General features: G+C 41.9%; 12 protein-coding genes and 3 tRNA genes. 10 read left to right on the forward strand and 5 right to left on the reverse strand.

Annotation, left to right across the window (positions count from 1 at the left end; translation table 11 throughout):
• The first annotated feature begins 30 nt into the window (after positions 1–30).
• Both JMY09_RS04615 and JMY09_RS04620 read left to right on the forward strand, forming a co-directional pair.
• Complete coding sequence (locus JMY09_RS04615; protein ID WP_201622430.1) at positions 31–1221, forward strand: type I glyceraldehyde-3-phosphate dehydrogenase; 1191 nt, start codon at positions 31–33, stop codon at positions 1219–1221.
• A 155-nt stretch (positions 1222–1376) separates the two neighbouring features.
• Positions 1377–1467, forward strand: a tRNA-Ser gene (locus JMY09_RS04620).
• Between the two features lie 110 nt (positions 1468–1577).
• Here JMY09_RS04620 and JMY09_RS04625 read toward each other — a convergent pair.
• From JMY09_RS04625 to JMY09_RS04645, 5 genes are all read right to left on the reverse strand, one after another.
• Entirely contained in the window at positions 1578–2312 is a 735-nt protein-coding gene (locus JMY09_RS04625) for a hypothetical protein (RefSeq protein ID WP_201622431.1), read from the reverse strand.
• Positions 2313–2718: 406 nt separating this feature from the next.
• Positions 2719–3051, reverse strand: a complete 333-nt coding sequence (locus tag JMY09_RS04630) for a CopG family transcriptional regulator (protein ID WP_201622432.1) — start codon at positions 3049–3051, stop codon at positions 2719–2721.
• A 261-nt stretch (positions 3052–3312) separates the two neighbouring features.
• Positions 3313–3388: transfer RNA gene (locus JMY09_RS04635), tRNA-Asn, on the reverse strand.
• Positions 3389–3790: 402 nt separating this feature from the next.
• Positions 3791–3866: transfer RNA gene (locus tag JMY09_RS04640), tRNA-Asn, on the reverse strand.
• Positions 3867–4113: 247 nt separating this feature from the next.
• On the reverse strand, positions 4114–5331 hold the full coding sequence (locus JMY09_RS04645; RefSeq protein WP_201622433.1) for a pyridoxal phosphate-dependent aminotransferase: 1218 nt from the start codon (positions 5329–5331) through the stop codon (positions 4114–4116).
• A 517-nt stretch (positions 5332–5848) separates the two neighbouring features.
• Here JMY09_RS04645 and JMY09_RS04650 point away from each other — a divergent pair.
• The 8 genes from JMY09_RS04650 to JMY09_RS04685 all read left to right on the forward strand — a co-directional run bounded on the left by JMY09_RS04650 (position 5849) and on the right by JMY09_RS04685 (position 15021).
• Positions 5849–6586: an SDR family NAD(P)-dependent oxidoreductase gene (locus JMY09_RS04650; RefSeq protein ID WP_201622434.1), complete on the forward strand. Its 738-nt coding sequence runs from the start codon at positions 5849–5851 to the stop codon at positions 6584–6586.
• A gap of 222 nt (positions 6587–6808) precedes the next feature.
• Positions 6809–8641, forward strand: coding sequence for an NAD(P)/FAD-dependent oxidoreductase (locus JMY09_RS04655; RefSeq protein WP_265087998.1), 1833 nt, complete (start codon positions 6809–6811; stop codon positions 8639–8641).
• A 70-nt stretch (positions 8642–8711) separates the two neighbouring features.
• Positions 8712–9839, forward strand: coding sequence for a DUF1365 domain-containing protein (locus JMY09_RS04660; protein ID WP_201622435.1), 1128 nt, complete (start codon positions 8712–8714; stop codon positions 9837–9839).
• A gap of 167 nt (positions 9840–10006) precedes the next feature.
• Complete coding sequence (locus JMY09_RS04665; protein ID WP_201622436.1) at positions 10007–10549, forward strand: GlcG/HbpS family heme-binding protein; 543 nt, start codon at positions 10007–10009, stop codon at positions 10547–10549.
• A 236-nt stretch (positions 10550–10785) separates the two neighbouring features.
• The gene (locus JMY09_RS04670) at positions 10786–12204 is read left to right on the forward strand and encodes an SAM-dependent methyltransferase (protein ID WP_201622437.1); all 1419 of its coding nucleotides are present in this window, start codon (positions 10786–10788) and stop codon (positions 12202–12204) included.
• A 31-nt stretch (positions 12205–12235) separates the two neighbouring features.
• Positions 12236–12646, forward strand: coding sequence for a DUF2177 family protein (locus JMY09_RS04675; RefSeq protein WP_201622438.1), 411 nt, complete (start codon positions 12236–12238; stop codon positions 12644–12646).
• A 381-nt stretch (positions 12647–13027) separates the two neighbouring features.
• A complete protein-coding gene (locus tag JMY09_RS04680) occupies positions 13028–13579 on the forward strand; it encodes an acyl-CoA thioesterase (RefSeq protein ID WP_201622439.1) in 552 nt (183 codons plus the stop codon).
• Positions 13580–13908: 329 nt separating this feature from the next.
• On the forward strand, positions 13909–15021 hold the full coding sequence (locus tag JMY09_RS04685; protein WP_201622440.1) for a cation diffusion facilitator family transporter: 1113 nt from the start codon (positions 13909–13911) through the stop codon (positions 15019–15021).
• Positions 15022–15100: the final 79 nt, after the last annotated feature.

The following is a 15100-nucleotide window of genomic DNA, read 5'->3' on the forward strand; positions in this document are numbered from 1 at the left end:
TTCGCCCTTTCTCTATAGTGATACTTTGTTATGTCTGATTTTGCCAACGCCACCTATCGTCGTGTCAATAGCGACTCCGATAACTCATCTCTGCGTGCCACAGGTGGAAATAGTAAGCCTCTACGTATCGCTATTAACGGCTTTGGACGTATAGGCCGCAATGTATTACGTGCACTACTTGAGCGCTTTGAAGTGCTAGGTCGATCGATTCATGTAGTGGCAATTAACGATTTGGCACCTGCTGAAACCTTACTGCATTTATTGAAATTCGACAGTACTCATGGGCGTTTGAGTCGATTGGGTATTGATGCCAAAATTGTCCAAAATGGCATTACTGATAAGCAGCAAAAACTATCTCCTAGCGCAAAGAATGAAATTGAGCTGTGTTTAAGCAAAAATGATTTAACTTATTGTATTCGCCTGCTATCGAGAAGTGATCCAAAGATGCTCCCTTGGGATGATCTCGATATCGATGTAGTACTGGAGTGTACTGGGAATTTTCGCTCTTACGAACAAGCGAGTTTGCATATCGCATCAGGCGCAAAACAAGTCATCATAGGGGCTGCGCCCTTCGATGATGTCGATGCTTGTATTATTATGGGTGTTAACAGCGATGAGCTGACTTTGGATCTGCCGATTATCTCTAGTGTCTCTTGTACGACCCAAGCTCTAGTGCCGCTGATTGACACTCTAGATAAAGCCTTTGGGGTAGAATCAGCGATGATGACCGAGATTCATGCAGTTACTGCTGATCAGACGGTACTGGATCAAGCTCATCGTGATTTAAGACGCGCACGGGCTTCAGGCTATAATATTATCCCGACTACTTCTAGTAGCATTGCAGCGACTGAGCGAGTACTACCAGCGATGATAGGCAAAATAAATGGTCATTCTATTCGAGTACCAACCATTGATGTGGCGGCTATCGACGTGACGTTTGTATTTGGCAAAGCAGAGGTGACTGTAGAAGATATGCGTGAAGTCCTTAAATCAGCTAGCCAAGCTCATTTAATCAATATTATGGCTTATACCGATGAGCCTTTAGTATCCAGTGATTTTATCCATCAAACCGAATCGCTGATTATCGATGGTCAGCAGCTGATGCAAGTTGGTTCTCAGTATAAAGTATTTGCTTGGTATGATAATGAATGGGGCTATGCCAATCGTCTACTCGATATGTGCTTGCATCTTTCCTGCAGCAAACAAGCTAATACTAAATAGAAGAGGGTTACGCAAGTATTCGGCCCCTAAACCTTTAGTAGACAGGCCTAAAGTCGGCAATAAGCTAATAAATAATGCCTATTTGCAAAATAATTTCACTTTTTTAATTTAACCTCTTGCATTATCATTTCAGATCGCTATAATGATGCACAAATGGAGACGTGGCAGAGCGGTTGAATGCACCGGTCTTGAAAACCGACAAGGGTTAATAGCCCTTCGAGAGTTCGAATCTCTCCGTCTCCGCCAAATTTAAGTAGTACTTAGTATAATTAAAAAGCCCCAATCATTATTTGATTGGGGCTTTTTTTATTTGTCCTTCTACTGGCTAATAAACGTATTTAATAAGATTTTTAGCATTAAGGTATCAGTTTTTCAGCGAACTCTATCTTTTGGCCATCAGTCAAAGTTAGCGTGCCTTCAGTTATTTCAATGGTTACGTCTTGAGCGTTTTTAATAGCACGCATCACATTGATATCTTCGATACTGCTTTCAATAATGATCTTACCCGACTGCTCAGGGGTAATAGGAGTTGCAAACTGCGTAAGGGGAATATTAAAGCGCTTGCCCTTAGTAAGCTTAGCGTCTTTCATTAATAGCTTACCTTTAAAACTCTTGATAGGCACAGTGCCATGATTAGATAGCATAAACTGTAGCTTCACCTGAGTTAGGCTATCGTTATCACTGGTTTTAACCGGCAGTAGGGCGATGGGATAAATCTGATTATCAACTTTAGCTACTGTCTGGCTAGCGCCTACAGGACTCTTTTTACCAGTTGGATTGTCAGGGTGCAGGCGCTCATACTCGCGCTGCTGCACTAAGGCCTGCTTTATCGTCGTACTTGGCATGGCTCCTGACTCGTAAGCATCACTTAGCTTCATACGTATCATATAGCGGCTAAGCAGACCTCTATCGGCCTCAGAGAGCTTCTCAAAAGTATCGCCGAGCTTTTTTTGCCACTGATTAGAGTCAGTAGGGATAGTTTGTTTGCTGGGATCGGATTCTGACGTCGAGCAGCCACTGATGGCTGGTATTAATGCCAGAGCGCAAGCGAGTACTAATGCCATAGCCAAACCTTGTTTTAGGACCGTCATTATTACTCTCCTTGTAAATTATTATTAGCTTTTGCCAATGCTTTATTGGTTAGGGTTATTAAGCGGTTCAAGATGATGCTTAGCCAATTCAATATTCAGTTGACTCAATTACTTGTGGAAATAAGTAATTATAAATAGCCCCTAGATATTTTGTTGCTGCTATTTAATATACCGTGTTTTTAGTATTTAGCTGTAACTATATATTTTGTTAGACTTCATAGGCAGATGCCTTAGTCTGTTACTAGCTTTCAATGGCTAAAGTTGCCAAAAGACGGACAAAAAAAAGGCTAAGCGCTATTAAGCAAACTTAGCCTTACTGTTTATCTTTTTGAGGCACTGATGGTAACTGTATTTATGCCTACGCCTATACTTAAACTCAATAGCAATAGATAACAGTCAGCTACTACTATTTTTCTGAATCTTGTAGCTTAGATAGCGGGTGAGTAATATTGTTATTGTGGGTTACGACGATAGCTTCATCGATGATGCGTTGGCTAACTCCGCGCTTACGTAGAGTCTCAATAAACACCTCATCATGCGCTAAGGTATAGTCCTGATGGTCACGATCGAGACCTTGACGAATATACAAGCGAATCAAACCTTGGATACGTTTAAAGCCAAGCTCCGATGAAGTAGCAGTCAATAGCTCAATCATCTCCTCGGAGAGACGAATACTAATAGGACGCATGACTTTTTGCGGATGATCAGAGAACTTATTTTTTATACGTACAGGTATCATAATAAACCATTACTATTGATGAGTAGGAATAAATATCTTCAGCGAAAATGGTGGCTAGCTAACATTATAATTTCGGCAGCTATTAGACTAGTAGTCCCAAATATATGGAGACTGCGCCATGCAATTTACAGTATGAATAAAGGCGCTAATCAACAGCTCTTAGTTACCATACAACAAAATCAGGCAAAAAAACACCACAGTCGCTAAAATAGCAGACATAAAAAAACCTTCATCATAGTTTGATGAAGGCTTCTTATAATATGGCTCCTCAACCTGGGCTCGAACCAGGGACACACGGATTAACAGTCCGACGCTCTACCAACTGAGCTATTGAGGAATAACTGGTCATAACTAAGAACTTAATAGATGCAAAAATATGATCTAGTCCTCGTTACGTGACGCACATTTTAGCCAAGTAGGCACAGACTGTCAACCTTATTAATGCATTAATTATAAAAAACTAGCCTTAGCGAATAATAAGTCACTTTTATAAGGTGAAAATCTTAAATAATGAGGTAGCAGTAGAGTAGTTAAAGCTAATGGACAGCCCAGATAGGTAGCGTGAGGCCTAATGAAAGGTAACTATATACAACATGCATAAGCAACCCTATACAACAGGCATAAGCAACACTGCAAAAAACAGCCATAAAAAAACCCCCATCAAAGTGATGAGGGTCTTGGCATATGCCATAATCGAATCAAATATGATTCAATGCAGCTATAAATAACTGCTAAAATTTGGCTCCTCAACCTGGGCTCGAACCAGGGACACACGGATTAACAGTCCGACGCTCTACCAACTGAGCTATTGAGGAATAAAAGGTTATTACCTTAAGCTTAGTAACTACTGTTATGAGTTGTTGCTAAGTGGGGCGTATTCTAGCAAAGATAAAAAATAGGTCAAGCCTTTTTTTTAAATTTTAAATATTTTCAAGCGTTATTAAGCACGATAGCCAGTTAATTCATTGATTTTAATGACTAAATATTCATTAAAAAAAGACGCCCTATTTAGGACGTCCTGATGCAACTATTATAGTAACCGCTAATAAACCCTACTATTAGTTATTCAGCAACTTTAAAGCTAGGAACATCTAGATCGGCAACTGCTTTTTCTATACGAGCTAATGCGTCTTTTAAAGTTGCCTCATCAGTAGCATAAGAGATACGCATAAAGCCACCTAGACCAAAAGCATCGCCAGGAACTACCGCAACGCCTACTTTTTCTAGTAACCATTCTGAGAATTCAGTACAAGAAGATAGGCCAGCAGCTTTAATTAACGGCTTGATGTTAGGATAAACATAAAAAGCACCGTCTGGACGTAAGCAAGTGATGCCTTTGATAGCATTTAAGCCATTCACTACTAAGTCACAGCGTTTTTCAAAAGCTTCGATCATAGGCTGTAATACGCTTTGATCGCCATTAATAGCGGCTTCTGCTGCCACTTGGCTGATTGAAGTTGGGCATGAAGTGGACTGTGATTGTACTTTTTTCATAGCACCAATCAATTTAGCAGGGCCACCGGCGTAGCCGATACGCCAACCAGTCATTGCATAAGCTTTAGAGACACCATTTAAGATAATAGCGCGCTCTTTAAGCTCAGGTGCTGCGTTTAGGATGTTATAGAACTTGTCCTTAGTCCAGCGGATATGCTCGTACATATCATCAGACACTACATAGACATGCGGATACTTTTTAAGGACTTCAGCAAGCGCTTTTAGCTCTTCTAAACTGTAAATCATACCTGTTGGGTTAGAAGGACTGTTAAGCACTAACATTTTAGTTTTGTCAGTGATAGCTTCTTCTAACTGCTCAGGAGTGATTTTGAAATCTTGCGCCTCGTCACATTTAACGATGACTGGCACGCCTTCAGCGATGATAACCATATCCGGATAGCTGACCCAATAAGGTGCTGGAATAATAACTTCGTCGCCAGCATTAATAAAGGCTTGGGCTAAGTTAAAAAACGACTGTTTTCCGCCTACGGATACTAAGATTTCATTGGGCTCATAGCTGATATCGTTATCGCGTTTGAACTTCTCGATGATCGCTTTTTTAAGCCCTGGGGTACCATCAACTGCCGTATATTTAGTAAAACCGCTATTAATGGCTTCAATCGCTGCTTGTTTAACGTGTTCTGGCGTATCAAAATCAGGCTCGCCGGCCCCTAGACCGATGATATCTTTGCCAGCTGCTTTGAGCTCTGAGGCTTTATTGGTAATGGCAAGAGTAGGGGAAGGTTTGATACTGTTAACACGGTCAGACAGTTGCAATTCGCTCATGAGAAATCCTTGTAAAAATCAGTAAAGTGGATGGATTTGGATGCTGTAGATACGGCTTATATGGACTTAGCTATTGGCAGAAGGCAATAAAAGCGCTGCAGACTTAGCAAACTATAATAGGAGTCTTATAACCAAGGCGAAACCCTTGTAAAGAGCTCTTTAGTTTTTAGGTCGCCGTATTGTAGCATGTAGATATTACCCTGTCTTAAGTTGCTACTGACAGAAAACAATGTAGTTAATTTGGGCAATATATCAGCAAACGCTCATAGCTTTATAGGCAATATAAAGTTGAGAGTCATAGTATAAATCCCAACTGTAAGTGAAATAACTGGCCGCTCATCATTACCTGCAAAGTGACTACAATAACGACACCTTCACTCAAGATTAATTGGCTATGATAAACCATACTCACATTAGCAATAAAGGTTGACACTAATTAGCTATTGAGCCCCGCTGGCTTCACCCTTAACGGAAGGTAGGGTGATTATCTTAACCGCCCACTAACAGGAAAATTATAATGACTGACTCTCGCAATAAGCTTAACATCGTTATTACTGGTGCCACTTCTGGCATAGGTAAGCAGTTAGCAAAAGATTATCTTAGCTCAGCTCATAGGGTCTATGCTGTTGGGCGTGATGAGGAGTCCTTGGCCGAGCTTAAAGACTTAGGGGCAGTAGCTATTGCTCTCGATTTGATGGATCGGCAAAAGGTAATTACCGCTTTTGCAGAAATTGAGCAAATCGATTTAGCAATTTGTGGGGCGGGTACTTGTGAGTATCTGGATATGCCAAACTTCGATAGTGAAGTATTTATGAAGGTCATGTCGGTGAACATGGGCACCTTATCGCATGCTATCGAAGGGGTTATACCGAAGCTTATTGCCTCAAAAGGGCGCTTAGTCGGTATCGGCTCAGCCTCCGCTTATGTGCCTTTTGCCCGAGCAGAAGCTTATGGTAGCTCAAAGGCTGCTATTCACTATCTAATGAAAACCTTGCAAATTAGTCTAGCACCGTACGATGTTGCTGTGAGCCTAGTAGTGCCAGGTTTTGTAGAAACGCCTATGACTAAGCAAAACGATTTTCCAATGCCGTTTTTGCAAACCCCAGAACAGGCCAGTCAAGCTATTCGAGCCGGTATTAATAAGGGCGATGAGGTTATTGAATTCCCTAAAAAACTAACCATCCCCCTAAAAACTTTAGGCACACTGCCCGATATGGTTTGGCAACAAGTCAGTCAAAAGCTTAATAAAAAATAACTCGCGGATGACAAGTTTGTTAGCTCACCTTATTACTATAGTGCTCTAACTGCTAATAAATGCCGCGATAAATTTTACAGCTATATTTGCTCCTTTAAACCTATTTAACTTTAGTCTTTAAAAGATTGAAATATAGCTTTTATTATAGCCATAGTCTTAGCAAGTCAAAACTAGCCAGCTCAGCTAGAGTGGTAAATTAAAGACAATCAAGGAAAAGTCCGTATGTCGTTTATCGGTGGTAAAAGCAACTCTAAAAAAAACAAGCTTAATAAAGCGGCTCCCATAGCAGCGCCAGATAAACAGGGTAAGTCGTCAAGCGCCATGGCTAGTAGCAATAATACAGTCAGTAACACTAGCTCAAAAAAGCGTGTAGCCATCATTGGCTCTGGGGTTTCAGGGCTGACTTGTGCTCACTATTTGGCTAAGCTGCATGAAGTAACTATATTTGAAGCTAGCGATTATATCGGTGGTCATGTCAATACTATCGATGTCGAGTTGCAAGCAGGCAAGAAGTCGAAGCAAGTAGAAAAAAGTGCAATTGATACGGGTTTTATTGTCTTTAATGAGCGCACGTATCCGAACTTTTTTCGTTTACTGCATGAGTTAAAGGTACCTTTTCAAGCTACTGATATGAGCTTTTCGGTAAAAAACACCGCTCTAAATTTTGAATATAATGGCCATACTGTTAATACTTTATTGTCACAACGAAAGAACGTATTGAATCCTAAGTTTTGGCGCTTTATAAAAGATATATTGCACTTTAATAAGCATGTGCAGCAGCTACGTAAAGACTTTGAGAGCGCCCGCATGGCAGGGCAAGATATTAATCAATACACTGAGCAAACTCTTGGTGATTATCTAGCCAGTAAACGTTACGGCAAGCTATTTACTGATAACTACCTGCTGCCTATGGTGTCAGCGATTTGGTCAACTAGCTTAGAGGAAGTAGCTGACTTTCCTTTAGTGTTCTTTGCGCAATTCTTCGATAATCATGGCTTGTTAGATGTGGTCAATCGCCCACAGTGGTTCACCATAAAAGGGGGTTCTAAACATTATGTCAATAAGCTTATTCCACGCTTTATAAAAGCTGGCGGCACAGTGCGGATCAACACCCCAGTACAGTCAGTAACTCGTCAAGACGGTAAAGTTGCTATCGTTATAAACACGGTCTCTAATAGCGAAAGTGATACCGCCAGCACTAATACAAAAGCTAACAAGGACATAAACCGTCCTACTGCTAATACTAGTGAAGCACAAGCCCTTATATTCGATGAGGTGATCTTTGCCTGTCACGCTGATACAGCGCTACGCTTGTTAGCTGATGCTAGTAATATCGAGTCCGAAGTATTGCGTCACTTCCGTTTTACTAGCAATACGGCAGTACTGCATACCGATAGCAGTATATTACCAAAAAGACCGTTAGCTTGGGCGAGCTGGAACTACCTGCTTGAGAAGCCAGCCGATGAAAACCGTCAGCCAGCTACTAAACCGGTTCTGACTTACCACATGAATATCTTGCAGCGTTTGACTAAGCAGCACAATTATTTGGTGACGCTTAATCCTGCGACCTTAGATACTTCCTTCAATAAAGGTATTGATGAGGCGCAAGTGATTAAGACTATTGATTATAGCCATCCGGTCTTTGACAATCCTATGATCGCGGCGCAAGAACGATGGGCACAAATCTCTGGCAACGGTTCACATAGCCACTTTTGCGGTGCGTACTGGTTTAATGGCTTTCATGAAGATGGGGTACGCAGTGGCCTACGAGTCTGCCAGTCACTAGGCAGTACTATTACTATCGAAGATGAGGTAGATGCTAGTCACTTACCCGATGCTGAAAGCGCTCACACGCCCTTTCGTTATCAAGACTTACCTATCAAGGCAGACAAGTCAGCTCGTAAGCTCAGCAAGCGTCAAGTGGTTACTGCGACTACTAACCAAGAGCTAAATGACTATATAGCGGCTCTAAAACCTACTGCCGATAAGATGATTGAACAGAAAAAACAAGGTTTGCTGGCCCGCCTTATTAATAAAAAAGCTCTAGCTAAATAAAAGATTTGGCCAAATACAGGTCAGCCCACTTACAATATAAGCTAATAATATCGCTATAAGAGAGAGTTTTATGTGTGCTGATACCTTCTATGCCTCTGATACTGTACTAGACAATAACAGCTGCTTAGACTCGGCTCCTAGTTTGCCTCATTTACTGTTTCATGGCACTACATGGCACAGTCGGCTACTCCCTAGTGTGCACAAATTTGCTTATCCGTACCGCTATTGGGGGGTCAATATCAGTGCTCTGGCAGCAGGACAGCCATTGCCGGAGGTAGGGTTATACACTGACCCAACATCAGCAACTGAGCCCACCGCAAAGCTTGACTCTGTAAAGTATAGATTACTAAGCCGTCGGCTGTTTGCTAATAGCAGACTAAACGTATTAGCCTTATTTTCAGCAAAGCACAGCGCTATCCAGCAGTTTTGTCCTAGCGATTATTTACATCAGCCGGACAACGAAGAAGCGCAAGTCGAGCAAGATAAAAATAAGCGTAAAGCTCGGCGTCATATTAACCGTGATAACAAAGTGTCACTGCAAGCTGCCAATGAGCAGCTATTAGCCCGCTTAAATGCGGCATTTATTGAGCAGACGGGTAGTGCCCCTACCGGTGATATGCTGGGCTTAGTGGTGTGTCGTAATGCGGGTTTGTACTTTAGCCCAGTGAATTTTTATTTAGGTTTTGATGAGCTGCAAATACCGAGTCATTTATTGGCTGAAGTATCTAATACTCCATGGGATAAGCGTCACTATTATGGATTTTTATTACAAGGTGCAGATAGCGAGTTCTGTCATGACAAAAACTTTCATGTGTCACCTTTTAATCCTATCGATCAACAGTATTGCTGGCAAGTTTCCATAAAAAACACTATCAATGATATCAAAAACAGTACCCTGAAAAATACAGCGCCCCGTACTAACGCTGACTCTCAAGCCAATGAGTCGCTATTAGGCGGTTTGCAAGTTCGTATCGCTATTAATATCAGCGATGTGCGTGGTGAAGTATTGAAGACGGGTATTAAGATGAGCGGAGTACCGATGAGTGCGCCTGCTGTTCGGGCCAGTTTGGCTAAAAACCCTCTAATGAATATCACCTCGCTAACTCGAATATATTGGCACGCCCTTAAACTCTATGCTATCAAAAAAGTACCTTATGTCGGCTATGATGAAAAGTTGGCTGATAGTAAACAGCGCTAAACCATAAATCTACGACTATTATGTGTAACCAGCACAGGCTATTTGTTAGCAGCACTTACTTTAGTTACGTTTTTGATAATTAAAACTAAACAGTTATAAGGTATCCTTTTATTGCGTTCTCATTTACTTGTGCTTTTATATCAATAAGCAATAATCCTAGGATTTTTATGACCCTTTTATCAAAACTACCTAAGCATTTATCTAAAGCTTTATTCGCTGCAGCTGTATTAGCTAGTGCAACGAATGTGGTAGCAGCAACTACAACTACAAGTGCCAAATCTAAATTAGTATTACAACAGTCAAATATTTCATTAGCCTTAGCCAATCAGCTGGTTGAAGCGACTATGGAAGCTTGTCATGCAGAAGGTAAGTCTGCGGTAGTAGCAGTCGTTGACCGTGCTGGTAATCTAATTGCCTTGCAACGTGATGATAATGTTGGTCCGCACAATACTGATGCAGCTATTCGTAAAGCCTATACTGCTCTATCAACTAAAACCGCTTCACGTACTCTGGCTAACAATGCTCGAGCTAATCCAGATTCAAGTAACTTAAATACGGTCCATGACTTGCTACTTATTGGCGGCGGTGTACCGATCAAATTTGCTGGTGAAGTAATCGGCGCTATCGCTGGTGGGGGCGCAGGTGGTGCTGTACAAGATGAAAGCTGTGCCTTACAAGGTATCGAAAAAGTTTTGCCAAACCAAAAATAGTAAAGCGAGCACTGATTACCCATAGGCTCAATGGTGAGACACAATTGAATCACTATAAAAGATTAGGGTAGACGAGTGGTAATTACTCTTAGGGTAGTTACCACTTATTTTTACTCCCTTTATAATTATTGATTACCTTTGTTTTATAAGCATTTTTTTATACTTCCTTTAGCATACTATAGCTTTGTACTAAGCTGTATTAATGCCTAGCCAAACTTAGACAGGATACTAGTCATATGCCAGCAAGCCCTACAAATCGTACGCCCACTTCAAGACTAGGTAAGCTCAATGCCCGTTTAAGCCAGACCGTTAATGATAGCGCTGTCCTTAAGCCTATGCTGAAGCCGGTAAGTCTTAGTGTTAATTACTTGGCTAGAAAGGCGATATTTCAGGCATTAAAACACCTGCAGTTTGGTAGTTTGACTCTCATCGAAGATTTTGAGCAAGGGGTGCCTAATAGCCAAACTTTCGGTAGTGCTGAGGCGCAAGCGGTGACTGATACTGTCGCTACCTTGAACAGCTCGACGGTTGGCCGTCATCCATTGCAGGTGACCTTAACGATCCATGATAGCAGTGTCTATCGTCAACTGTTATTCGGTGGCTCTATTGCTTTAGCTGACAGCTATATCAATGGCGAATGGGATACTGAAGATCTGACTGGCCTTATAAGATTAGCGGCTCGTAACTTGGCAGTACTCAATAAGCTTGAAAGCCGCTTTGCTGGGGTTAGCAGGACTTTTGAGAGGGCGAAGCATCAACTGCGTAATAATGATGAGTCAGGTTCAAAGTCAAATATTTTAGCCCATTATGATTTGGGCAATGCTATGTACGAGCGTTTCTTAGATGATACGATGATGTACTCATCCGCTGTATATCCAACGCCTGAGACCTCGTTAGCTCGAGCACAGCAGCATAAGCTGGCGTTGATATGCCAACGGCTGCAACTCAGTGCGGACGATCATGTGATTGAGATCGGTACGGGCTGGGGCGGTTTTGCGATTTATGCTGCGCAGCACTACGGCTGTAAAGTAACGACGACGACTATTTCTGATGCGCAATATCAAGAAGCGCAACGACGGGTGCAGCAAGCAGGACTAGAGGACAAAGTCACTCTGCTCAAGCAAGACTATCGTGAGCTGACTGGGCACTATGACAAGCTAGTGAGTATTGAGATGATAGAGGCAGTAGGGCATGAGTATTTACCTACGTTTTTTGCCAAATGTAATGAGTTGCTTAAGCCTACTGGCTTGATGGTGCTGCAAGCCATTACCTTTAATGATCAAAACTACCAAGACTACTTAGGTTCAGTAGATTTTATTCAGACTCATATCTTCCCTGGCGGTTGCTTATTATCGAATCAAGAGCTGAATACTCAGTTTACTGAACAGACTGATATGGTCATCAAGCAATTACATGACTATGGCTTTGACTATGCTTACACTTTGCGCGATTGGCGAGCAGCCTTTATGGATCAGCGTCAAGAGATCAAAGCGCTTGGCTATGATGAAGCCTTTATCCGCTTATGGGAGTTTTATTTCTGTTACTGCGAAGGAGGCTTCTTGGAGCGCACGATTGGGGTAGTACAAGTGACGGCGGTTAAACCTAATAATATTGACACTATGCATCTGTCTGCTCTAACCGCTACTGATAATTGACACTAGGCTGTCATCATATAAGGATATTATTATGGGTTACTTATTTATTTATCTTGCTGCGGTCGCCATCTTTTTGGGCATTGATTTCGTTTGGCTAACGACGATGAAAAGCGCGTTCTATGAACAGCGTATTGGTCATTTGTTAGCTGATGAGCCTAATATGATGGCTGCTGGTGTGTTCTATCTGTTCTATGTCCTAGCGCTGTGCATCCTCATCTTATATCCGCAGATTAAGGCTCAAGCTTCTATTGGCCATATTTTCTTATTAGGCGGCTTGATTGGACTGATGGCTTATGGTACATACGACTTTACTAACTTAGCTCTATATAAAGGCTTCACTCTCGATACAGCATTAGTCGACTTTGCTTGGGGTGGTATCCTAACGGGCACGGTCAGTGCGGTTGTGGCATGGTTGGCCTATCACTTCAATTGGTTAAACTAAATAGTGTTTTTAATAATTATATAGTGCTTAGCGCAGGCTAAGCAGTGGTAGCAGCGGTTAAATAGTTGTATGATGGGAAATTCTTTACTACACTCTTAAATAAAATAAGCGTAGCTCAAGGAACTGAGTTACGCTTTTTCTATGCAGTGTGCGCTAACGTTAGTCTGGTTTTATAGCGAATAGTAAAATTAAAGCTTAGTGATAATAGCAGCACTGCTGGCAAGTAGTTTATGGTTAGCCTTATTCAATATTGCCAAAGTTGCAGAGCTGTCAAATCAATATCTATTCACATTGCTAAGTTTTCAATCAGCTACAAGCTAGTAATAAAGCCAAGCTAAACTGCGCCCATCTGAGCCTACCTAAACCTCCCTAAGGACTGCTATGCCACAATACAACACCTCATCTACTGCCAAAAAAGCGCCCCTCAATCACGAACTTTACATGTCAGTATTAATGACCCCCGATATGGCTAACTTCATTGGTAATGTCCACGGGGGCGACTTGCTAAAGATGCTTGATCAGGTGGCTTATGCTTGTGCCAGCCGCTATAGCGGTAGTTATGTGGTCACCTTATCAGTCGATCAAGTTATGTTCCGTGAGCCTATCTATGTAGGTGAGTTAGTGACTTTTGCCGCTAGTGTCAATTATGTCGGTAGAACATCGATGGAGGTAGGGATTCGGGTAGAGTCGGAGGATGTACGAGCACGTACTATTCGCCATACTAATAGCTGTTATTTCACTATGGTTGCTATCGATGACAACGGTAAACCTACCCCTATACCGCCGCTAGATATTAAGAATCCGATGCAGCAATGTCGTTTTGATGCCGCCTTAGATCGTAAACAGCTGCACATGCAAAATTCAAGTCGCCCTAGCTGTGATATCTCTAGCATGGTTGGTGAACTAGCGGTCAATCATGAAAATGGTAATTAGTCCCATACTGAGCTCAGTAATGAGTCCAAGACTAAAATCGATAGTGACTGATATCCTAAGAGGATTAGTAGCCTACTACTAGTAATAGCCTACTAACAGCCAAGCGGTGTAAGCTTGGCTTATTTAGCTAAGCATTCACCGTTAGCTACTTATACTAATAAGCATTTAGCAATAAATGCTTGCTGATAGACAGGGCTAGTTCGCCCTCTCAAATCACCAGCATCAACTACGAGTCACTAAAAAGTTACTGATAAAATTTGCCACTTATTTTAGGCTAAAGCAACTATAAAGCTTAGTTTGTCTTATCACCATACTTTATTGAGTCTAGCATGAGTCTAAAACCATCAGTCGCCAAACCGCATTTGCATACTAATAATACCGCTGTAACCCATAACGCTCGCGGCGTAGGCGGCATCTACTCTAATAAAGAGTCGGATAACGCCAGCATTACTGATAATACCTCTAACGATGCTCCCAATAACAAGCAACGGCATTCAGGCTCAGTAATCACCGTATTGATCGCTATTGGTGCCAACTTATTGATCGCTATTGCCAAATCATTTGCCGCTTTTATAACGGGCTCCGCTTCTATGATTGCCGAAGCGGCGCACTCATGGGCGGATACCGGTAACGGGGTATTCTTACTTATTGCAGAAAAAAAGGCGGTAAAACCTGCCGATACTAGCCATCCGCTAGGCTATGGAAAAGAGTCGTATGTCTGGTCAATGATAGCGGCCTTTGGCGTATTTATGGCCGGCTCTATTGTCTCTATTTATACGGGTATTAGCGAATGGAATGCGGCCGAGACCGAGACCAATTATACTGTCGCCTTCGTGATTTTGGCAGTCGCCTTTGTACTCGAAGGGTTTTCATTGCTGCAAGCTTATCGACAAAGCAAAGAGCATGGGGCAGCGATAAACGTTAGCGCTATTGATTATGTTATCGATACTTCTAATCCTACTTTACGTGGGGTATTCTTCGAAGATTCAGCGGCAGTCATCGGTCTGCTGATTGCTGCAGCAGCGATGGGGATGCACGCTTATACTGGTAGTCCGATTTGGGATGCTTTAGGTTCTATTATCGTGGGTATATTATTAGGGGCAGTGGCGATATTTTTGATCAGCCGTAATCGGGATTTTTTGGTCGGTTATAGAGTATCAGACAGTATTCATCAGTATGTATTAGACAAATTATTAGTGTCAGATGACGTTGAAAGTGTCTCTTATTTGCATTTAGAGTGGGTCGGGCCGAAGAAGATATTTATGGTCGCCGCGGTAAACTTCGTTGGTGATCAACATGAAGATAGCATCGCTCATAAGTTTGAAACTATAGAAAACCAATTCCGAGCCAATCCTTTATTTCAAGAGGCGATCTTGACCTTATCGGTACCCAACGCTAAGCCTTTATGTACAAAAGAGGTTGAGCTGCTGCATCACCGATAAAACCAATTATTTATACTAATAGTCAGTTTATTAGCTGCAAAGCAGGCAAATAATTTCAGTTAAACCATCCAAACGAGAG

Origin of the sequence: Psychrobacter urativorans (genome assembly GCF_904846695.1) — a bacterium.
GTDB classification, from domain to species: Bacteria; Pseudomonadota; Gammaproteobacteria; order Pseudomonadales; family Moraxellaceae; genus Psychrobacter; species Psychrobacter urativorans.